Origin of the sequence: Lysinibacillus composti (genome assembly GCF_016908465.1) — a bacterium.
Classification (GTDB): Bacteria; Bacillota; Bacilli; order Bacillales_A; family Planococcaceae; genus Ureibacillus; species Ureibacillus composti_A.
Genome location: NZ_JAFBDY010000001.1, coordinates 321,579 through 342,740, shown reverse-complemented (window position 1 = coordinate 342,740; position 21,162 = coordinate 321,579). Strand labels below are relative to the sequence as shown.

Sequence of the window (21,162 nt, the reverse complement as noted above, 5' to 3'; positions counted from 1 at the left end):
ATTATTGTGCCTATTTTTATGATTTCGACGCTGTAATTTACTAAATTAATTATTTAGCAGCAGCGTATTTTTCAGCTACAACATCCCAGTTTACTACGTTCCAGAATGCAGAAATGTAGTCAGGGCGACGGTTTTGATAGTTTAAGTAGTAAGCGTGTTCCCAAACGTCTAAACCTAAGATTGGTGTTTTACCTTCCATGATTGGAGAGTCTTGGTTTGGTGTTGATGTAACCGCTAGTTCGCCACCTTCTACTACTAACCAAGCCCAACCTGAACCGAAGCGGCCTGCAGCAGCTTTTGCAAATTCATCTTTGAAAGAATCTAAGCTACCGAATTTTGCTTCGATTGCAGAAGCTAATTCACCCGTAGGAGCAGTAGCACCACCTGGAGCTAAAATTTCCCAGAATAATGTATGGTTTGCATGACCGCCACCATTGTTACGTACTGCAGTTTGTTTATCAGCAGGAAGTGCTTCGATATTTGCAATAAGTTCATTTAGATCTTTGCTAGCAAATTCAGTTCCTTCTACTGCTGCGTTTAAGTTTGTTACATAAGTGTTATGGTGTTTCGTATGGTGAATCTCCATAGTTTTTGCATCGATATTTGGTTCTAATGCATCATAAGCGTAAGATAATTGTGGTAATTCAAATGCCATTGTGAATATCCTCCCTAAACATAAGTAATATTGATTACAATACTAGGTTATCAAACTTGGGTATTTCATTCAATCATTTAGCTCCAAGTAAAAGTTAATTCAGCCTTTAGGCGGAAAAAATGGTGAGATTTAACTATAATAACAATTTAGTAGAATCCCCGTTTTGAAAAGTAATCAACAAGTAATTATTATATGGCAATGATGAAAATAATAATCATCACAGCTTGTATAATTCCTTTTGTAATTACAGAAGTTAAAAAACCGATTAACGACCCAACTCCAGCTCTAATAGCTTGTTTTAATTCTACCTTCGTTACAAGAACCTCACCAATAACTGCTCCTACGAATGGTCCTATTAAAATTCCTGCAATCGGGATAATAAAAGGCCCTACTAGTAACCCAATTGTACTACCCCACATGCCTGCTTTGGAGCCACCAAACTTCTTAACCCCTACTAAATTGGCAACGGAATCTGCTGCAAAAAGCAGAATAACAAATAAAATTTCAATAGTCCAAAACCACCAACTAAGCTCTGCAAAAGAGAAAAATAAGCCATATACAATAAATCCAATTAAAATAAATAAAACTGACGGAATAATCGGATAAACAAGCCCAACAAATGCAATGATAAAACTTGCAATTATTAATATCCATGCAATAAGTTCCAAATTTTCATCTCCTATTCATGACGATTCAATTTTCATACGGAAAAACATTATAATAAGTTTCAACCTTTTTAGAATTCTCCCAAATCTATAATTTATTTAATGCACTATGACTTTGTTTATTATTTCATGGTAAACTATTGTGTGGAGGAGAAAATATGGTAAAACATTCTCAATTATTTATTGATAGTTTAATTCACCCTAAAAAATTAGCTGCTTATCGCTTATTAACAATAGGAAAAGTTATACAATACGTTTTTTTACTAGTGTCAATTATGGCAATCTTTTCATTTAGTCAGTTTGTTTTAGGCGTATCTAAAGAAGAATCTAATTTTATTGGCTTAACTGATTACGTGAAAAATATACAGTGGCTATTATACCCATTTGCACTAATTTTACAGTTTTTAGTATCCACAATTGTTCTTTTTACACAGATTAGTATTTATGCATTTGCAAGTTTAGTTATCTTAAAAATAATGAATAGACGCGGTGAGTATCGTCATATATGGCGAACATCAGCGTTAGCAATTACATGGGCAACTCTATTAACCATTCTTTTTTCATTTACTCCAATTTCTCAAATGCTAGCAAGTTTAATAGGAATAGTAATAACTCTCACTCTATTAACTTTAGCAATTTCAAAATACCCAAAAAAACTTAAAAAATAGTATGCATGAATCCCTCTTGACTTCATATAGTGGAAGAAAGGAGGGTTATTTATATGCGTTTTCTACTATTTACAATTCTATTTTTTCTAGTAGCAACTGTCATTAAAATAGATTTAACTGAAGGTACAGTTCCACTTGCTGCATTTTCGATCGAGCAAAAACAATGTGAGGATCAATATTCGCTTCAAAAAGTAACAGTTCAAACAACTCAGGGAGATACCGTTCAAAGCTTATTAGCTATATATCCATCAGAAGTTGATATATCATTTCCTGAAAGATTATCCTATTTTTATAAATTAAATCCGCATTTACAAAATCAATCAATTGTTCCAGGTGAATATATCGAAATACCAATGTTTAAAAAGTCTAGTGAAATATGTTCCAATTAAAAAGTTAGTGTATATCCTTGTCATTTACTTTCATACACTGATAAAATGATAAGGATGAAGGTACATAACTGCATAGGAGAATATACTTAAGTACCTAAAAAGGAGAGAATCTTCATGAGTGAAATTATTCACCGTACCAAAACACGTCCTGTGCGTGTTGGAAATTTAACAATTGGTGGTAGTAATGAACTATTCATCCAAAGTATGTGTACAACAAAAACACATGATGTAGAAGCTACTGTAGCTGAAATATTACGATTAGAAGAAGCTGGTTGTCAGATTGTACGTGTAGCCGTTCCAGACGAACGTGCAGCAAATGCTATTGCTGATATAAAAAAACGTATCCATATTCCCCTTGTGGCGGATATTCATTTTGATTATAAGTTAGCTTTAAAGGCTATTGAAAACGGAATTGATAAAGTACGAATCAACCCAGGAAATATAGGTCGACGTGAGAAAGTTGAAGCAGTTGTAAATGCAGCTAAAGCTAAAGGTATACCAATTCGAATTGGTGTTAATGCAGGATCACTTGAACGCCATATTCTTGAAAAGTATGGATACCCTACTGCAGATGGTATGGTTGAGTCAGCACTTCACCATATCAAAATTTTAGAAGACCTAGATTTCCATGACATTATAGTATCTATGAAGGCGTCTGATGTTAACTTAGCAATTGAAGCTTACGAAAAAGCAGCACAAGCATTCGATTATCCGTTACATTTAGGAATTACAGAATCTGGTACACTCTTTGCAGGTACAGTTAAATCTGCTGCTGGTCTTGGGGCAATTTTATCAAGAGGAATAGGAAATACATTACGTATTTCTTTATCTGCAGATCCAGTAGAAGAAATTAAAGTGGCGCGTGAACTTCTTAAATCTTTCGGACTTGCTTCTAACATGGCAACATTAATATCTTGCCCAACTTGTGGCCGAATTGAAATCGACTTGATTTCAATTGCAAATGAAGTAGAAGAATACATTTCAAAATTAAATGTTCCTTTAAAAGTTGCAGTTTTAGGCTGTGCAGTAAATGGGCCGGGTGAAGCACGAGAAGCTGATATTGGGATCGCTGGTGCACGTGGAGAAGGGCTTCTATTTATGAAAGGTAAAACAGTTCGTAAAGTTCCTGAAGAAACAATGGTAGAAGAATTGAAAAAAGAAATTGATAAATTAGCAGCTGAAATGGCTGAAGAACGTGCAGCGGCTGAATCAAATATATAAGCTAGGTGGTCTTGCCATTGACAAAAACGAAGCCTCGATTCGGTATTGATATTGACGGAACAGTAACATGTCCAGATACCCTAATACCTCATATTAATAAGCAATATAATACAAACATCGTATTAGATGATGTTATTGAATATGATTTTTTAAGTGCTTTTCCTCATCCGGTTGATCGTAATGAATTTAATAGATGGTTTAAGGAAAACGAAGGATATATGTATTCCGTAAGCTCTATTGCTAAAGATGCTCAAGTAATATTAAAAAAATGGCATCCATTATATGAACTATACTATATTTCTGCACGTGGTTTAAATGTTTTTGAAATTACAAAACAATGGTTTGAACAAAATGATGTTCCCTATGACCATATTGAGTTAATAGGTAGCCATGATAAGCTTAGAATTGCTAGAGAACACAAGGTCCAGGTGTTTTTTGAAGATAAGCATGACAATGCAGTAATGCTAGCAGAAGAATTACAAATACCAGTCATATTATTTGATACACCTTATAATCGAAAGGCAATTCCAACGAATGTCATACGAGTAAACAATTGGGTCGAAGCAGATTCTTGGATTAATAAAAACTTCTCATTAACATAAACAAAGGGAACTAGTGATTTACTAGTTCCCTTTGTTATTTCTCTTAAATTTCCCAAATTCCTTCAATATAACGTTTTACAAAAGTCTCAAATGTAATTCCATAATCGTCATAATAGTTATGATAAACAAAATAAACCCCTAGCTTTTCCAGAAGTACATCATCAATTAGCATAATCCCTTCCCTTCAGTGTTTATCTTTACGTAATTAATATTTACTTCATAATCACAATGTTTATAATTTTGTTTTAAAACATTCACAGTAAGTTTGGGGACTTTCCCATTTCCTTCATTATGATAAAAATAATAATATAAACGGGAGAATTTCTAATGTGAGTTATTATACTAAACGAAACTTGCTTCGTTTTTAAAATGGTTCCTATTCGGTTGTAAACATCAACTAACAGATTTGCAGGAGGCTGTCTATGGAATTGCTAAGCTGCAGACAGAGTAGACAAAACTACATGGCGGTTTTACATTCTTTTCGCGGGAAAGAAATCAATCATAAAGGTCTGAATTTTACTATTAATACTTTATTTACAACTATTCTACGTGATATTCAGTGGGATTATGAAGAAAAGGATAATATACAAGTTTTAACAACAAAAGGCAGTTTGAAAGATTTTCCTTTTGAATATGACAATTTTTCAGAGGAAGTAATAGAGAATTTAGGAACTTTTAGGAACAATGGTCAAGTCTTCATAAAGCTAATCATAGTAAATGTGATAATACTCGCTGAGAAGACAATGATTTAAGTTAATGTTGGATAATGGACTCCTTATCTGAAAAAAGTGTGCATTCCCGCTTCAATCCATTTATGATTATTACATCTCTTTGAATAATAAGAAAAACAACCTCTTTACACTACTTTTTTAGAGGTTGCTTTTGGAATTAATGTTTTGTTTCTGCAAGATTTTCTGCAATAAAGGCAATTAAATCACGCAAATTATCAGGAGACACTCCGTGACCATCAGGATAAACCTTATATGTAACATTTGCGCCTAGATCTGTGAAGTACTGTTTGCTAATTTCACTCCACTGGACCGGATAATCATAATCATATTCCCCGTGGGAAATAAAAATATTACACTTATTTAAGTTTGATGTATTATATTCTTCCTTCACAAATGCAGGTAAAAACCCACTTAATGCAGCTACTCCCTTAATAGTCCTACCTAGAGTTACTAACAATGTTTGTGCTACCACTGCGCCTTGATTAAAACCAATTACATAAATTTGATTAATATCTAATTCGAATTCTTCTATCGCTTCTAAAATAAATGAGTTTGTGAAATTTATCACTTTGTCAAATACTTCTCTTGTTGGCTTACCTTCCTCTTCGAAAGTATAAAAAGCAAATCCAGGTCGATGTGTTATAGGACCTCTTAAACTAAAGATATGACATTGACCTTTAAATTCCTCAACTAATTGTAATAAGTCATCTTCGTTACTTCCTAATCCATGTAATAAAAAAATAGCAGGCTTTTTTTCATTTAAATTTTCCGTTGGTGGGATATGTTTATAATTGTATGGTGATTTCATTTTTATTTTTTTCCTTCCTTTACTAATTGATTGTGTAATAGCTTAGAACTGACTTGTTTGATTTTTCATTATCTCACAAAGGAAAGTTAATTTATATTTAATTGGTTTACGATTTTAAAGACTTGATCATAAATTAGTTTATCAATAAACTTGATTAATTCTTCTCCAACATCATGAAGTAAATCCTGCGATTGTTGATCCAATGCAAATAATGTTATGACATCTATTCGTAAAGAATTCTCGATTGAAGCAAATGCATAATCATATGATATTTTTTGGTTCGATTTAGCCTGAGATTTAAACTTATTTAATAATTCATTCATTCTTAAGGATAGATTTTCACGAATTTTCATTTGTTCTAATAGTAATTCATTTTGAATTGTTTGTATTTTAGTCATCTTACCATTACCAAAATTTTGGAGGAAAATTTCCACCCAAGCTTTTTTATTTTCAATGAAATACTCGATATTAAGTAACATCTTCGCAAAAAACTCCTCTTCTGTAGGAGTAGAATTTTTCTTCATATCAATCGCATTTTGGATTTGTGTTTGAAATTTATGAAGGTCAATATTATTTGTTAAACGGTTTAATGATTGTTCAATATAGTTTTTCGTTTGCGGATTCAATACTCACACTTCCTTAAGTTTTCTATTGTCTCTTTTCGGAATAGGTTAATAATTACTTTTAAAATCTGCAGTTATAAGGATACTGTTATTATTAAAATTATAAACAAATAAGTACCGTCAATTAGTTAAATTATAAAATTCGAATTATGTATTTGTTATTGAAGATCGACAATATGTAATATACAACTTTGTAGTTAAATTATTATAATAACCTATTACTACAAAAATTTTCTAAGATATTTGATCATGGATAGGAGTAAAAATATTTATAATGTTTTTTTACATAATCGGCTGTAGAGTTAATGAATTCTCTGTACAGCCGTCCTACTTTTATTGATCTATACTTACTTACAAAGATTAGTTAGCTTAAAAGCTTTATCTGATGAATTGGTGTTGAAATTTTTTCTTTGAATAACTCAATTTGATCTTTATCAACTCCGACAATCACTGCAGTTGAAGGACCGCTTGTCTTGTCGAGTGGTATATCACATTGAATCGATGATCTCGGAAATAGTCTAGCACACTCAGCACTAATACCTTTTGAACCAACTGGCCAAATTTTTTTGATTACATTCATGCGTATTAATAATAAAAGCTCATTTAATTTGGCAACATTTTGCGGTTGTTCAACTACTTCTATTCCGACTAATGGTAATCCAATGACATACCACTGACAGTTTTCTTCATTCATTTCAAACGTTTTTTTCCCAATCATCATTAAACTTAATCCTGATTGTAAAGACTGAAAATTTGATTCCGTAGATCCTTTTAAAGGTGGTATTTTCTCACCGATTTCTTCAAAGACCTTCGATATCCCTTTTTCATAATCTGCCCAAGCTTCCTCTCCAGTAAAGTTTGATAAAAATAAATTTACTGGATGAGCCCCCGCGCACCACTGTTCTAATAAGCCAACCCGAGCTGTATAGTAAGCAGTCAGTTCATTTGAGGCTTTCACAAAATCTTGAGCTTTTTCACCAATACATCCTGCATTATCAATAGTGACGACCAAATTTTGATCAAATTTTATTGCGTTTCTCATTAATTCATTACCTCTTTATGGTTAAACACTTTACTAAGTATAGGCATAACAATCATAACGACCATTACATTAATGATTGTAGCAATTAATAAACTTGGAAGTGCTGCAAAATAAAATGCTGGCGACATGATAAAATAAAATGGGAACGGTAAAATAATAGCGTTTGTAATAACTAAAAACACCCATTTTATTATGGAGAATCCTTTTCTATGTAATACATTAAAAATATAAACCATTATGAACATTTCAATGGCAATCATTATGTGAAATGGACCAAACGGAAAACCCGAAGTGAAAGAAGTAGCAAGATGTCCCAAGCCCCCCACAATTCCTGAAAAAGCTGGTGGTAAAAATAATACACTTAAAAATGCTGGAGCTGAATCTAATGCAGCAGTCGTTATAAACCCTGGAACTTTAATAAAACTTCCAATAACACAAATGGCAACTGTTAGTGCTGTTAATGTTATTATTCTAAGTTTACTTTTATTCATAATCCCACTTCTCCCCTTTAATATATTGTGGTATACCATACCAAACACGAACAATTTCACTACTTTCAGAAAACAATCTTTGGTATAATCTCCCACAAGCATCTCTTAATTTTCTTTCATTTTTCTCTAATGGAACAATTCCTCGGCCTATATCAGTACAAATGCATATTAAATTTGTTTGCACGTCGAGTTCCTTTAGTTCATCAAATATCTGTTTCGCAATATCATCTTCATCTAAATTATCAGATTTTATAATAACGTTTTCCAAGCTTCCTATGATCACAATGTCATCTTTTGTAAATGACGCTTTTGGGATTTCCCCCTCATATTGATACACGTTTTTTTGATTACGATGTCGAAGGGTTTTAGCTACGAAATTTCTTTTACCATTATAGGCTCCACCGATAACGATTCGCATCTTTGTCCTCCTTTTAAATTCAAAACATTTGTCCATGTTAATGTATGCACTTCTCTATGATTCACTAAAATTTGCTGAAAACTCTCATCGTTAGGACCAAAAATGGACCTTAGTAAGCGAACGACACCTCCGTGAACCACAAACGTATATTCACCAGGTTGAGTTACTATTCGAAAAAATGTATTTAAAATTCTTTCTCGAAAACTTTCAAAAGATTCTCCATTAGGCGGAGTTAAGTCCATAGGTGAATCAATCCAATTTCGATAATGAATATGATCCTTTAACTGATTATAAGTTTTCATTTCAAAATCGCCAAAGTCTAGTTCTCTCAATCCTCTATTCCCTTCATAATCAACATCCGGAAAGTAAAGCTTTGCAGTTTGTTCACATCTAACCAAATCACTGCCATAAACCTTATTAGGTTGTATGGGGAGTATGAATTGATTGTGATTATCTATAATCGGTTCATCAGTCCAACCTAAATACCTTCTCTCAATGTTAGCTTGTGTTTTTTCATGCCGAATTAAATGAAGAACAACAGAATTCCCCATAAAACAAGTTCAGTCCCTTCGTATAGTGCACCTAGTAAATCTCCTGTCATACCACCAAAATTTTTTATTGACCATCTTTTAAAAAGATTAACAAAAAGAATCATAAAGACGATTAAAATAATTAGGTGAAAACTCCCTATATAGTAAGTAATAACAAAATAGAATAAAGTATAAAAAACTAAAAATTGCCATACTTTTCTTGGATTGACTTGGGCCTTGAAATAAGCAGCTAAACCTTTTTCTTTTACGTTTTTTGTTGTTAAAAAGTATAGTAATAATGCCAACCTACTCAAAAATGGAATGGCAATAAAATAAATTAGATGGTATCCATTCGAATTCTGTAACACCTCATAAATAAATGCAGTTTTTAATATGATTAGTACAACTAAACTAATTGCTCCGAAGGCTCCTACACGGGAATCTTCTAAGATTTCTAATCTTCGTTTTTGATCTTGATAAGAAAAATATGCATCTCCCATATCAATCCATCCATCTAAGTGAAGCCCACCGGTCATAATAATACTTGCGACAACTAGAATGACAGCTAGTAGTATAGTAGAAAACTGAAAAAATTGTTCATTTAGGAAGATGATAAATGAAAGAATTCCCCCCATCAACAAGCTTATAATTGGTAATGCAGTATACATTGCTGTTACAGTTTTTTGATTCATTTCATACTGCCTATGTATAGGGAGCGAGGTAAAAAACTGACATGCTAATAACATTCCTGTTATATAATTCTTCAAAATCAACCCACCTTAATCTAACAGCTTGAGTATTCAAATAACTACTTCCACTGCCTATTTAAACTATAATCCATTTCATATGCTTCGTCACACTGGTCTACAATCCATTGATGTAATTCTCCTAAAATTCGTCTATATAAATTCGTTTCAATATAAGTCCCACAAGGTTCATCTAGAACTTCATTTGATACTATTATGACGATGACACCATTTTCCCTCCAAGTTAATAAACGCCTTTTGAAAATAGCTAAGTGATGGTTGATTTCTTGAAATCGTTTCGTTTCAGTAAGCATTTCTGTTTTAAATAAAATATTTGAAAGCCAGGTAGTAATACAATCCCATAAAATGATGTGACTGTTTGAAAATGTGAGGTTATTTGGTATTGTATTAATAACTTCAATTGTTTCCCATTTAACTTCTGAATGCTCTCTATCCTTTTGATGACGTTCAATACGTTTCTTCATTTCTTGATCAAATGCAACACCAGATGCGATATATATTAAATGTCTTTTTTCCAATTGTTTGAATAGACTCTTAGCATAATTCTCTGCAAAGGCACTTTTTCCACTTCGTACTCCACCAGTAATAAATATTATTTTACGATCCACGTAAATCCCTCACAAAATTTATTGATAAAAAAAACCACCCTAAATGGATGGCAGTAATAATAGATTATTTTTTTGTTAAAGGCTTCAATCTACTCAATATTGCCGTACTTTCTCTTTAGTTCCGAAGAGAATCATTACGTTCAGAAAAAGATAGGTCTCCTGGCTTGTGCTTATGAATTTAAAAAGAAAGCCTTCCTATTTTGTAATAGTGGCAGATTCTCATAATTTAGCACATACAGTTGCGGACACAGCTTCGGTTTCTAACCGAATTCCCAATTAAGCTAACTTTAGTCCTGGCACATAAGTTAATAATGTTAAAAACGTGTATTACACGATTATTTCATTTACAAACTACTTCATTACCAAAGACATTAATAACAACGACACAAAGTATACGTGCCACAGTTACAGAATGCATCTTTTTCCTGCAAACATATTCACTTATTAGAAATTTATCATACTATTTTAATTAAATGTACATATACATCCTATTCATAGAAATTTGTTGCTGAAATAACCCATTATTTGCATCTCGAGCATTTTCCGTACACTTCAAATTTGTGTGATTCAACTAAGAAATCCGGCAGATTTTCAGTTAGAAATTCCATAGGGCAAATCGGTAATTCTTTTACCTTACCACAATCCATACAAATAAGATGATGATGGTGATGGTTTGATTCACATTGCATGCGGAAATTTCTTTCACCATTTAATTCTGTTTCCTCTAATATACCAAGTTCTACAAATGTTGAAAGATTACGATAGATCGTATCAAAGCTCATTCCAGGAAAATCCTTCTTTAAAATAGTTAACAGGTCACGAGCTGTTAAATATTTATCTGTTTCTTCAAACATATTTAATATTAGCTCACGTTTATCTGTTTTTTTATAACCGTTTTCTTTTAATATCTCCCAAGCTCGTATAATATTCACTGAAATTAGCCCCTTTCAACTTTTATTTTAAGAACTAGTTTTTTTATAATAATAACTAAGAATAATATAATAATTGAAGTCACAACGATTGTTCCACCAGGTGCTAAATTTAAATAAAATGCACTTACTAACCCAATGATTACGGATGCTTCACCAAATAGAATTGAAAATAATATTGTTTGCTTAAAGCTTTTTGAAAGTCTCATAGCAGCTGCTACGGGTAAAGTAATCATTGACGAGACTAGTAGAATTCCAACAATACGCATACTCGCCGCAATTACTAATGCAACAACTAACATAAACAGTAGATGAATTTTTCTAGCGGGTAAACCAGATGCTTTTGCATACTCTTCGTCAAATGATAGTACAAACATCTCTTTAAAAAACATAAACAAAAATACGATGACGATAATTGCAATCAGTATAATTACCCATAAATCTTGTTTAGATACAGCTGAAACCGAACCGAAAAGATAACTCATTAAATCTGTACTAAAACCACTTGCAAGAGAAATGAATATTGCACTAAGCCCAATTCCACCAGACATAATTATAGGAATAGCCAAATCCTCATAATGCTTATAAAGCGAACGTAAACGCTCAATTAACACAGAACCACCAACAGATGCAATAATCCCAAAATAAATAGGATTTAAATATGCAAGAGTTGTGACTGTTTGACTTAAATATAAGCTTCCTGCAATCCCTGCAAGTGTTACATGTGATAACGCATCAGCAATTAAGGACATTCGTCTAACAACAATAAATACACCTAGGAGAGGTGCAATAACGCCTATAATCATCCCTGAGAGAAAGGCGTTTTGTAAAAATTCATAATTAAGTATTGCTTCAATCATATTGCCTTCTCCTCTTTAATGAACTTTACGAACCGCATGACCATATAAAGCATCAATTTGATCCTGTGAAATTGTATCAAATTCTTCTTTATAGCCATGGAAATGTATAGTTTGATTTAAACAAGCCACATGACTAATTCGATTTGATACTGTATCTACATCATGTGTTACTAAAATAATTGTCTGATTTTGTTCCCTGTTTAATCTTGCTAACATATCATAAAATGATTGAACATTTTCATGATCAATCCCAACAGTTGGTTCATCTAAAATTAATACTTTTGGTTCGGCTATTAATGCTCGAGCAATAAACACGCGTTGTTGTTGACCACCAGAAAGCTGACCAATATTTCGTTTAGCAAGATTTTCGAGACCTACCGCCTTTAGAACCTCTTCTGCTTTTTTACTAGCATCTTTTGGTATTTGTTTGAAAAAGCCTAATTTCTTAACTAATCCACTTTTTACTACTTCTTCAACAGTAGCAGGGAAAGCTGAGTTAAAAGCATTAGATTTTTGAGAAACATATCCAATCAATTCTCGATCACGAAATTGGTTAGAGGCTAGGCCAAAAAGTTTTATTTCTCCGGCAGTAGGTTTTTCTAATCCTAAAATTAATTTTAGAAGTGTTGACTTACCTGAACCATTTGGGCCAATAATCGCTAGAAAGTCACCTTCATCTACTTTAAAAGAAATATTATTCAATGCATGAGTATTTTCATATTGAAAAGATACATTTTTCAATTCAATTAATGGTTTGCTCATTTTTCTCTCTTCTTTCTAATTCATAATCATTACGATTTACAACTTGTAAGTATAGTGGAATGTTTAAAAATTGTAAAGGTAAAAGAAGTACCTTCTGCTTTAAATGCCATTATTTAATCCGTAAGCCTTTAATTCTTTAATGTAAATAAGAAAGGATGAGGGTCCTGAGACAAATTGAACTTTTTGAACAGTTTTTAACGAAGTCCGATAAAGAAATTATTAAATTTGCAAGAGAGTATGGAGTTGAATTAACAAAAGAAGAGGTACGGCAATTAAGACCAATTGCGCAAAATGCTTCAGTTACTTGGTTAATTACGGGGATTCCAAATTACGTATTTAAAGAAGTAGAAAGAATTGTTGGAACGAAAAAGTTCAAACAGTTACTTACTTTTCTACCATAATTAAAAATGAGTGACTCAAATTGAAAATACCTGATTTGAGTCACTCTATTTATTAATATAATGAAATTATTTTTTTAACAACCGTATCAATTTGATTAATTTTAACACTTGGTTGATATTGCGTCATAATCGTGAAAGCATACATACGACCACTTTTTCCAGTTACATATCCTGATAGTGTATATACTCCTGTAATCGATCCGGTTTTAGCTACCACACGATTCTTATAAGACGGTGCTGTAAAGCGATTTTTTAATGATCCACCAACTAATCTACTACGTTCTCCACCTATTGGCAAACTAGATTTAAATAATTTATAATTCGGTTCTTGTCTAACTTTTAGTAGAAGTAGGGATAATTCATTTGCACTTACCTTATTTTTATGTGACATACCTGAACCGTCTTCAAAACTCCACTCATCCATATGAAGCCCAATTGAATCTCCATATGTTTTTAATACCTTTAACCCATTCTCTGTTGAACCTTCACCATGTACTTCTCGCCCCATTGTTTTGACAAGAATATCAGCAATACTATTGTTGCTTAGTTTCATAAATGGATTCATTATTGTTTTTAAAGGGATTGATTGTTTTGTATAAATTAATTTTGCATCACTTGGCACTGCTTTTCTAGTCAAGCTGGCCGTTTTTGAAAACTTTATTCCAGTTCCTTCAATTGTTGTTTTTAATGCTTGTAGTGTATTTATCGTTGGATCATACAGAGTTACCCATTCTCGACTTGTGCTTCCTAATGGGATATTTCCTGTAATGATAATTTCATTCGTTCGATATTTACGTTCGATTTTAATTGTATTTTTTTGTCCGCGATTAACCGTCTTAGATTTGTTAATTATACGCATACCACTAGTATTAGGTTCCGCAATATAGTTGGCAGCTTTTCCAATTGTAGTCGGTTTGACATTTACGATCATTGTTCCCGCATCGTAATCATCATTAGGGGACATCGTTAAAGCTGTTATTCTCGGAGCATAATAATAGCTTTCATCTTCTGGATAGATTCCTGGTGTTAGTTGTGAACCAACGAATGCATAATCATCCCCATACACATTTCCTGTAATCGTTCTGATTCCATTTCGCTTAAGTGCAACTGCAAATGTTAAAAAGTTTTCTTTTTGAAGAGTAGGGTCACCCCCACCCTTTATGTAAAGATCACCTTGTAACACATTGTTTTCAATATTTCCATCTACATAAACTTCAGTTTTAAAACGATAATTAGGGCCTAACACATCTAGTGCAGTTGCTGCTGTTAACAACTTTAATGTCGATGCAGGTTTGACACCAAAATCACCGTTATATTCATACAGAACGTTTCCGGTTTGTAATGATCTTAATGAAACACTTATGTTTTTAGTACCTAAGTTAGATTTAACAGTTTGGTCTAAACTCGATGCAGCCGAAACTTCGCTAACAACAAATAAATTACTTAGTACTAAAATGATTGCAATTATGTATATTGAAAATTTCTTCATAACTACCTCCTTAGTATTAATTCTACTATACAAATTAGTAAAAAATGAAACCTATTAATTTATATTATATTTTTTATATGTTAAGTATAGTGAAAAAGACAAGCAAAAATGCACTCAAGTATTCACTCAAGTGCATTTTTAATTTAGCGTAATGCGTCAATAACGTCAGGATTATATTCACCTGTACGTAGCATTGCTATTTCATATTTATATGGTGCTTTTTTATTTTTCGCATCGGAACCTACCCAAGGTGTCTCTAAAATTTTAGGTACATCTTTAAGCGCTTCATGATGAACGATTCGGTGAATTGGCTCGAACCCAATATAACCAAAACCAATATTTTCATGACGGTCTTTTGAAGCGCCGCGTTCATTTTTACTATCATTTATGTGAACCACTTTAATACGGTTAATACCAATAATTTTATCGAACTGTTCTAACACACCGTCGAAATCATTTATAATATCGTAACCAGCATCATGAGTATGACATGTATCAAAACATACAGACAAGCGTTCATTATTTGTAACACCGTCAAAAATTTGGGCTAGCTCCTCAAAGGACCTACCGATTTCTGAACCTTTGCCGGCCATTGTTTCTAGCGCAATTTGAACTGGATGATCTGTCGCGAGTACTTCATTTAAACCTTCGATTATTTTAGCAATACCTGCATCCGCTCCGGCACCAACATGAGAACCAGGATGAAGTACTATTTGAGTTGCTCCCAATGCAGCAGTGCGTTCGATTTCTTTTTGTAGAAAATCAACACCTAGTGCAAAAACTTCAGGCTTAGTAGTATTTGCTATATTAATAATGTAAGGAGCATGAACCACAATATTTGAAAGCCCATGTTCTTTCATATGAGCAAGCCCAGCTTCTATATTTAGATCTTCAATTGCTTTTCTACGTGTATTTTGAGGTGCTCCTGTATAAATCATAAACGTTGAAGCACCGTATGACGCTGCTTCCTCACTAGAAGCTAAAAGCATTTTTTTGCCACTCATTGAAACATGTGAACCAATTAGCATTCTTTAAGTTCCCCCTTCTTTTTTTCTGATTATCTTAGTACTGAGAAAGGTTATTTCTTGCAATTATTGCTGAACGAACACACAAAGCTATTATTTCGTACGATTGCGTTTTCTACGTTCTTTCTTTTTGATTTTATCCATTTCCCATTTCATCGCACGTTTATAGCCAGGTTTTACTTTTTTCGGCTTACGTACTTTTGCTTTGGCAATTGTATCTATTTCATTTTCTTGTTTCACACGATTTTTACGTGCATGGCGTTCTTTTAACTCAGTCCACTCGCCTTTTTTTACGTCTTTTTGTACAAATGGGATACCCATTTTTTCTACTCTAACTAATGCATCTTCATCTTCAGGTTCAAATAACGTAATGGCCGTTCCTTTATTTCCTGCACGGGCAGTTCGGCCGACACGGTGAATAAAGAACTCTAGATCTTCTGGAATTTCGTAGTTAATAACATGGGAAATACCTTGAATATCAATTCCACGAGCTGCTAAATCTGTAGCAACGATATATTGAAATTCTAGATCACGAATTTGCTTCATCATCTTTTTACGATCACGAGGTGATAAATCACCATGAATTTGCCCAGCACGAATACCTTCTTCTGCTAAAAAGCTCGCAACTGATTCTGCATTTTTACGTGTATTACAGAAGATCACCGCTAAGTAAGGGTTGATCCCTTCAATAACATCTAGTAAACGACGATTACGCGATTTAGAACGGACTGGGACTAATATGAATTCGATTCCTTCAGCTACTGGTCGTTTATCATTCATTTTAATATGGACAGGTGATTCCATATATTTCTTTAAAAAAGGCTGTAATTTCTCAGGAATTGTAGCTGAGAACACATACATCTCAAGGTTTTCCGGCATACTTGATGCAAAACCGTCAATTTCTTCAATAAAGCCCATATCAAATGCTAAATCTGCTTCATCTACTACTAAGATTTGTGCTGTATGAACAAGAAGTGCATTTTCTTTAACTAAATCACGAATACGTCCAGGTGTACCTACTACAATTTGTGGTTGAGTTTTTAACTTATCAATCATTCTTTGCTTGTCAGTTCCACCAATTAATAATTTCGTTTGAATATTCGTTTCTTCTATTAATTGATTTAATGCATCGTAAATTTGCTGAGCAAGCTCTCTTGTTGGTGAAGTAATCACCGCTTGTACTTCATCTTTTTCTTCATTAATTCGCTGAACTATTGGCAATAGGAAACTATGTGTTTTTCCTGTACCTGTATGTGCCTGTCCAATCGCACTTTTCCCTCTTAAAATCAATGGAATCATTTCTTTTTGGATGGGAGTTGGTTCAACAAAACCAAGTTCCTCTATAGCTTTCCTTAAAAATGGCTTAAAATCATAATCCGCATACTTCGACATATTTCGTTCCTCCTGACATGGTACATATTGTACCATGTTTCAAAAATTTAGTTGACCTTTTTACTTCGTACATTTAATAGACCATCTGCATATGATAGCTTTTAGAACAACCTACGTCAATTGTATTGAAATAATAGAAAGGAGATCTTTATGCGACCACATCAATTTAATCATAATTTTCCACATGGGCAGCATTTTAATCATTTTCCAAATCAAATGCCAAACTTTGGATATGCACCAAGACAACACCCACCAATGATGCCACCAAATTTCCAAGGTCCGCCTAATTTTCATGGCCCTAATTTTCAAGGTCCTAATTTCCAAGGCCCCAATATACCTAAAGCCCCCGGTGTAGGAGCAGGAGCTGCAACTGCGGCAGCTGCAGCAGGTGGACCAAAACTTGAATCTTTTATGAACACAGCAAATAAATTTTTAGCAACTGCTCAAAGTTTCCAACCACTAATCCAGCAAGCATCGCCTATGTTTAGAAACTTACCTGCTATATGGAAATTATATAAAGGCTTTCAATCTATCCCTTCAACATCCAATGAAGAAGAAAATCCATACAGACCTGAGTCTTCTTCATTTGAAGAAACAAGACCTAGAAAAACTGAAGCAGCACCTTCTAAACCAATTAAATCAACACGACCTTCTACCCCAAAAATTTTCCAACCTCCCTATGACTTCTAATCAGTTATAATAATTTTGTAGGATATTTTGTATTAACCGTTCTCCTCCGTTATAATAATTTTATGGACCAACAGAAGGAGTTGACATGATGCAAGTTATTAAAATTAATCCACGAGGTTATTGCTATGGTGTAGTAGATGCAATGGTCATCGCGCGTAATGCCTCATTAGATAAAACATTACCAAGACCTATATATATTTTGGGTATGATTGTTCATAATAAACACGTTACAGACGCATTTGAAAAAGAAGGAATTATTACATTAGACGGTGCAAATCGTAATGAAATTATAGAAAAAGTGGATCAGGGAACGGTTATTTTTACTGCCCATGGTGTTTCTCCAGAAATTAGAGAAATTGCAAAAAGAAAGGGACTTGTGGCCATTGATGCAACCTGTCCTGATGTTACAGTGACACATGATTTAATACGTGAAAAATCCGCGCATGGTTACGATATTATTTATATCGGTAAAAAAGGACATCCTGAACCAGAAGGTGCCATCGGTGTTGCCCCTGGACATGTGCATCTAGTACAAAACATAGAGGACGTAGAAAAACTAGATTTAAATAATGATAAATTATTAGTAACAAACCAAACGACAATGAGTCAGTGGGATGTAAAACATTTAATGGACTTATTAAAAGAAAAATTCCCTCATATCGAAGTTCATAGCGAGATTTGCTTGGCAACTCAAGTACGTCAAGAAGCCGTTGCAAATCAAGCCGGTCAAGCTGACTTATTAATCGTTGTAGGTGACCCAAAATCAAATAACTCTAATCGCTTAACACAAGTGTCCGAGGAAATTGCAAATACACCTTCATATCGTATTGCAGATTTATCGGAACTAAAAATTGAATGGCTAAATGGTATTGAAAAAGTTGCAGTAACTGCAGGTGCTTCTACTCCTACACCAATTGTTAAAGAAGTGATTTCGTTCTTAGATCAATTTGATGCAAATGATCCAACAACACATAAAATTAACCGTTCTGTTACACTGGATAAAATCTTACCAAAAATTAAAGAACCTAAACCGGTAGAGAAAATATTACCATACTAAAAAGGCTGTAGCACTTTTGCTACAGCTCTTCTTAATTTTAAATAAAGTATTGATTTATTGGCCTTCCTACTCCACCATAATGTACATCCACTTTAATTAAATCATGTTTTTCTAAAAAGTCTAAATATCTTCTAGCGGTTACACGAGCAACTCCAATCCCAACAGCTACATCATCAGCAGAGGCACCTTCTTCCGAATCACTTATATAATTTAACACTTTATGTAATGTGTTTCGATTAAAACCTTTAGGTAATTCTGTTGGTAACTTTTGTTCACTTTGAGCTGACTCTATAGTTTCTGAGTTCCGATAATTGTGTATCATTTCATCTAATTCTTCTTGTGTCAGATCATTAGATTTTAATGTTTTCATTTTAAATTCATAATAATTTAATAAGGTTTGTTGCATCCTTTCAAAAGTAAATGGTTTCATGATGTAATCAAAAACGCCAAGATGTAATATTTGCTGGATGGTTTGCATATCATTTGCAGCGGTTACAGTTATCACATCAACTGTGATATTTTCACTTCGGATTTTTCTTAGTGTTAATAATCCATCTTGTTCTGGCATAAAAATATCCATCAATACTAAATCTGGTTTTACCTCTTTGATTTTACTAAACCCTTCTATCCCATTTTTGGCTGTTGCAATAACTTGAAATCCCTGAACTTTTTCAATAAATTGACTATTAACTTGCCGTACCATTGGGTCATCTTCTACTAGTAGCACTTTGATTGTTTGCAACTTTCTCACCCCTAGATTTCAAATGTAATAATAAATGTAGTACCTTTATTAGGCTCACTTAATACTTCTATATTGCCATTCCCTTTATTAACAATTTCTTCAATTAAAAAAAGGCCAATTCCCCTATTTTCATTCGCTTTAGTAGAAAAACCATTTTCAAAAATACGATTTTTTACATCATCAGTCATACCTAAGCCATTATCACTAACCATAATGGCTAAAATTCCATCTTGGTCATCAATCGATATTGTAATCTCTTTATAATCCTGCTCAATATTTGATAATGCGTCAAATGCGTTTTCAATTAAATTACCGAAAATGATCACGAAATCGTGATGGTCTAATTTTGCAGGGAATTTTGTTAATTTACTTTCCTCATCAATTAATACTTCAATTCCAAGTTCTTTCCCTCTACTGATTTTACTTAGTAATAATCCAGATATATTTTCATTATAAATTCGTTCATTTAAAAATTTCGTTACATGATCATGTTGATACTTAACTTGCGATACATAATCTATAGCCTGTTCAAAATGTCCTAAATGCAGTAATCCGGCAATTGTATGAAGTTTATTTTTATATTCATGCGTATGGACTCTAAGTGCTTGTACAAAGGCTTTTACTCCTGTTAACTCTTCTGCCAGTTGCTTAAATGCAGTTAAATCTTTAAATACCGCAACAGCACCAACCCTTTTCCCATCCACTAAAATAGGAATACGATTACTCATTATACTATGTTGATTTACATAAAGTTCTTGATTATATACAGGTTTGCCGGTAAAAAATATTTCTGGTAATCTAGTATCAGGTATAACATCATAAATACTCTTCCCTATATATTTCGTTGGGTCATCATCACCAACCCCTAAAATTTCACTTGCTTTCTGATTAAAAATTGTAATATTTAATTTACTATCTACAGCAATGATTCCTTCATGCATCGCATTAAATGTTTCCGTTCGTTCAACATACATTTTAGAAATTTCATGCGGCTCTAGTCCAAACATTTGCTTTTTAATGTGACGCCCTAATGTATGAGCACCCCAAACGCTAAATAAAATCGATATAATTACCGTTATTAGTATTTCAGTTTTAAAGTCTTTAAATAATAATGATAATGTTGGCAAACCAAACCCGACTACGACGACTCCTATTTGAGTATTTTCTTCATTCATAATGGGCACAATTGCTCGAATCATTGGCCCCTTGGTACCTTCAGCTTTTGAAATATAGTAATGTTCTGCAAAAGCTGCATTTAAATCAGCTGACTCACTCTTCGTCCCTATTGTATTTTTAAAAGGATGGGAGTACTTCACACGATCCATATTCATTACAACAATATATTCAGCTTTATTAATGTATCTAATTTCTTCGACAAGGTCATTAGTAATTTTGGAAGCCTTTTGAAAATCTTCTTCTTGTAATTGTGTTTTTATTTCAGGAAATTGACTAACCGTTCGAGCAACGAGCATTGCTCTTTGCCCAATATCCTTTTCCTGTTCTTCTAATAAATTTCCAATAACAAAAGTTCCCGCTACTAAGAAAGAAAAGGCAATAATGAAAAACGTTAATAACATTATTTTGCCATTCATTGATA

General features: G+C 33.2%; 26 protein-coding genes, 1 pseudogene and 1 riboswitch. Of the genes and pseudogenes, 8 read left to right on the top strand and 19 right to left on the bottom strand.

Annotated elements, in window-relative coordinates; translation table 11 throughout:
• Positions 1 to 49: 49 nt before the first annotated feature.
• Both JOD29_RS01630 and JOD29_RS01625 read right to left on the bottom strand, forming a co-directional pair.
• Positions 50 to 655, bottom strand: coding sequence for a superoxide dismutase (locus tag JOD29_RS01630; protein WP_124762036.1), 606 nt, complete (start codon positions 653 to 655; stop codon positions 50 to 52).
• 188 nt (positions 656 to 843) lie between these two features.
• Positions 844 to 1,323 carry a DUF456 domain-containing protein gene (locus JOD29_RS01625; protein WP_124762038.1) on the bottom strand — a complete coding sequence of 160 codons (480 nt, stop codon included), beginning with the start codon at positions 1,321 to 1,323 and terminating at the stop codon, positions 844 to 846.
• Between the two features lie 155 nt (positions 1,324 to 1,478).
• Here JOD29_RS01625 and JOD29_RS01620 point away from each other — a divergent pair, with 155 nt between their 5' ends.
• From JOD29_RS01620 to JOD29_RS01605, 4 genes are all read left to right on the top strand, one after another.
• Positions 1,479 to 1,988, top strand: coding sequence for a DUF1189 family protein (locus JOD29_RS01620; protein WP_124762040.1), 510 nt, complete (start codon positions 1,479 to 1,481; stop codon positions 1,986 to 1,988).
• Between the two features lie 53 nt (positions 1,989 to 2,041).
• Complete coding sequence (locus JOD29_RS01615) at positions 2,042 to 2,377, top strand: hypothetical protein (RefSeq protein ID WP_124762042.1); 336 nt, start codon at positions 2,042 to 2,044, stop codon at positions 2,375 to 2,377.
• A gap of 114 nt (positions 2,378 to 2,491) precedes the next feature.
• Positions 2,492 to 3,598, top strand: a complete 1,107-nt coding sequence (ispG, locus tag JOD29_RS01610; protein WP_124762044.1) for a flavodoxin-dependent (E)-4-hydroxy-3-methylbut-2-enyl-diphosphate synthase — start codon at positions 2,492 to 2,494, stop codon at positions 3,596 to 3,598.
• 17 nt (positions 3,599 to 3,615) lie between these two features.
• Positions 3,616 to 4,200: a hypothetical protein gene (locus JOD29_RS01605; protein WP_124762046.1), complete on the top strand. Its 585-nt coding sequence runs from the start codon at positions 3,616 to 3,618 to the stop codon at positions 4,198 to 4,200.
• A 43-nt stretch (positions 4,201 to 4,243) separates the two neighbouring features.
• Here the strand turns inward: JOD29_RS01605 and JOD29_RS20530 are convergent, their stop codons facing one another.
• Positions 4,244 to 4,372: a hypothetical protein gene (locus JOD29_RS20530; RefSeq protein WP_275579622.1), complete on the bottom strand. Its 129-nt coding sequence runs from the start codon at positions 4,370 to 4,372 to the stop codon at positions 4,244 to 4,246.
• A 250-nt stretch (positions 4,373 to 4,622) separates the two neighbouring features.
• Here JOD29_RS20530 and JOD29_RS01600 point away from each other — a divergent pair, with 250 nt between their 5' ends.
• Complete coding sequence (locus JOD29_RS01600; protein WP_124762048.1) at positions 4,623 to 4,952, top strand: hypothetical protein; 330 nt, start codon at positions 4,623 to 4,625, stop codon at positions 4,950 to 4,952.
• A 136-nt stretch (positions 4,953 to 5,088) separates the two neighbouring features.
• Here the strand turns inward: JOD29_RS01600 and JOD29_RS01595 are convergent, their stop codons facing one another.
• The 11 genes and pseudogenes from JOD29_RS01595 to JOD29_RS01545 all read right to left on the bottom strand — a co-directional run.
• Positions 5,089 to 5,739, bottom strand: a complete 651-nt coding sequence (locus tag JOD29_RS01595) for an alpha/beta hydrolase (protein WP_124762050.1) — start codon at positions 5,737 to 5,739, stop codon at positions 5,089 to 5,091.
• Positions 5,740 to 5,825: 86 nt separating this feature from the next.
• Positions 5,826 to 6,365 (bottom strand): hypothetical protein, encoded by a 540-nt coding sequence (locus JOD29_RS01590; protein WP_124762052.1) that lies wholly within the window; start codon positions 6,363 to 6,365, stop codon positions 5,826 to 5,828.
• A gap of 361 nt (positions 6,366 to 6,726) precedes the next feature.
• Positions 6,727 to 7,404 carry a hypothetical protein gene (locus JOD29_RS01585; protein WP_124762054.1) on the bottom strand — a complete coding sequence of 226 codons (678 nt, stop codon included), beginning with the start codon at positions 7,402 to 7,404 and terminating at the stop codon, positions 6,727 to 6,729.
• On the bottom strand, positions 7,404 to 7,895 hold the full coding sequence (locus JOD29_RS01580; RefSeq protein ID WP_124762056.1) for an ECF transporter S component family protein: 492 nt from the start codon (positions 7,893 to 7,895) through the stop codon (positions 7,404 to 7,406). The genes JOD29_RS01585 and JOD29_RS01580 overlap by 1 nt, the downstream gene beginning before the upstream one ends.
• On the bottom strand, positions 7,888 to 8,313 hold the full coding sequence (locus tag JOD29_RS01575) for a bifunctional adenosylcobinamide kinase/adenosylcobinamide-phosphate guanylyltransferase (RefSeq protein ID WP_158610508.1): 426 nt from the start codon (positions 8,311 to 8,313) through the stop codon (positions 7,888 to 7,890). Before JOD29_RS01575 ends, JOD29_RS01580 begins: the two co-directional genes overlap by 8 nt.
• Entirely contained in the window at positions 8,265 to 8,864 is a 600-nt protein-coding gene (locus tag JOD29_RS01570) for a histidine phosphatase family protein (RefSeq protein ID WP_124762060.1), read from the bottom strand. Before JOD29_RS01570 ends, JOD29_RS01575 begins: the two co-directional genes overlap by 49 nt.
• On the bottom strand, positions 8,837 to 9,610 hold the full coding sequence (gene cobS, locus JOD29_RS01565) for an adenosylcobinamide-GDP ribazoletransferase (protein ID WP_124762062.1): 774 nt from the start codon (positions 9,608 to 9,610) through the stop codon (positions 8,837 to 8,839). Before cobS ends, JOD29_RS01570 begins: the two co-directional genes overlap by 28 nt.
• A 41-nt stretch (positions 9,611 to 9,651) precedes the next feature.
• Complete coding sequence (locus JOD29_RS01560; RefSeq protein WP_240033575.1) at positions 9,652 to 10,218, bottom strand: bifunctional adenosylcobinamide kinase/adenosylcobinamide-phosphate guanylyltransferase; 567 nt, start codon at positions 10,216 to 10,218, stop codon at positions 9,652 to 9,654.
• A gap of 132 nt (positions 10,219 to 10,350) precedes the next feature.
• Positions 10,351 to 10,531: riboswitch (cobalamin riboswitch) on the bottom strand.
• A gap of 208 nt (positions 10,532 to 10,739) precedes the next feature.
• On the bottom strand, positions 10,740 to 11,150 hold the full coding sequence (locus JOD29_RS01555; protein ID WP_124762064.1) for a Fur family transcriptional regulator: 411 nt from the start codon (positions 11,148 to 11,150) through the stop codon (positions 10,740 to 10,742).
• Positions 11,151 to 11,155: 5 nt separating this feature from the next.
• Complete coding sequence (locus tag JOD29_RS01550; protein ID WP_124762066.1) at positions 11,156 to 12,007, bottom strand: metal ABC transporter permease; 852 nt, start codon at positions 12,005 to 12,007, stop codon at positions 11,156 to 11,158.
• Between the two features lie 15 nt (positions 12,008 to 12,022).
• Positions 12,023 to 12,697, bottom strand: a pseudogene (locus tag JOD29_RS01545) (metal ABC transporter ATP-binding protein); the annotation flags it as partial.
• Between the two features lie 227 nt (positions 12,698 to 12,924).
• Here JOD29_RS01545 and JOD29_RS01540 point away from each other — a divergent pair.
• On the top strand, positions 12,925 to 13,170 hold the full coding sequence (locus JOD29_RS01540) for a DUF2624 family protein (RefSeq protein WP_124762070.1): 246 nt from the start codon (positions 12,925 to 12,927) through the stop codon (positions 13,168 to 13,170).
• A gap of 52 nt (positions 13,171 to 13,222) precedes the next feature.
• On the opposite strand, the gene dacB is transcribed toward JOD29_RS01540, so the two are convergent.
• From dacB to JOD29_RS01525, 3 genes are all read right to left on the bottom strand, one after another.
• A complete protein-coding gene (dacB, locus tag JOD29_RS01535; protein ID WP_124762072.1) occupies positions 13,223 to 14,659 on the bottom strand; it encodes a D-alanyl-D-alanine carboxypeptidase/D-alanyl-D-alanine endopeptidase in 1,437 nt (478 codons plus the stop codon).
• Positions 14,660 to 14,802: 143 nt separating this feature from the next.
• Positions 14,803 to 15,687, bottom strand: coding sequence for a deoxyribonuclease IV (locus JOD29_RS01530; protein ID WP_124762074.1), 885 nt, complete (start codon positions 15,685 to 15,687; stop codon positions 14,803 to 14,805).
• 90 nt (positions 15,688 to 15,777) lie between these two features.
• Complete coding sequence (locus JOD29_RS01525; protein ID WP_124762076.1) at positions 15,778 to 17,076, bottom strand: DEAD/DEAH box helicase; 1,299 nt, start codon at positions 17,074 to 17,076, stop codon at positions 15,778 to 15,780.
• Positions 17,077 to 17,226: 150 nt separating this feature from the next.
• Between JOD29_RS01525 and vrrA the strand changes: the two genes are divergently transcribed.
• Together vrrA and JOD29_RS01515 are read left to right on the top strand one after the other, a co-directional pair.
• On the top strand, positions 17,227 to 17,766 hold the full coding sequence (gene vrrA, locus JOD29_RS01520; RefSeq protein WP_124762078.1) for a VrrA/YqfQ family protein: 540 nt from the start codon (positions 17,227 to 17,229) through the stop codon (positions 17,764 to 17,766).
• An 88-nt stretch (positions 17,767 to 17,854) separates the two neighbouring features.
• The gene (locus tag JOD29_RS01515) at positions 17,855 to 18,823 is read left to right on the top strand and encodes a 4-hydroxy-3-methylbut-2-enyl diphosphate reductase (protein WP_124762080.1); all 969 of its coding nucleotides are present in this window, start codon (positions 17,855 to 17,857) and stop codon (positions 18,821 to 18,823) included.
• A gap of 37 nt (positions 18,824 to 18,860) precedes the next feature.
• Here JOD29_RS01515 and JOD29_RS01510 read toward each other — a convergent pair whose 3' ends face one another.
• Entirely contained in the window at positions 18,861 to 19,565 is a 705-nt protein-coding gene (locus JOD29_RS01510) for a response regulator (RefSeq protein ID WP_124762082.1), read from the bottom strand.
• An 11-nt stretch (positions 19,566 to 19,576) separates the two neighbouring features.
• Positions 19,577 to 21,157 carry an ATP-binding protein gene (locus JOD29_RS01505; RefSeq protein ID WP_124762675.1) on the bottom strand — a complete coding sequence of 527 codons (1,581 nt, stop codon included), beginning with the start codon at positions 21,155 to 21,157 and terminating at the stop codon, positions 19,577 to 19,579.
• Positions 21,158 to 21,162 lie beyond the last annotated feature (5 nt).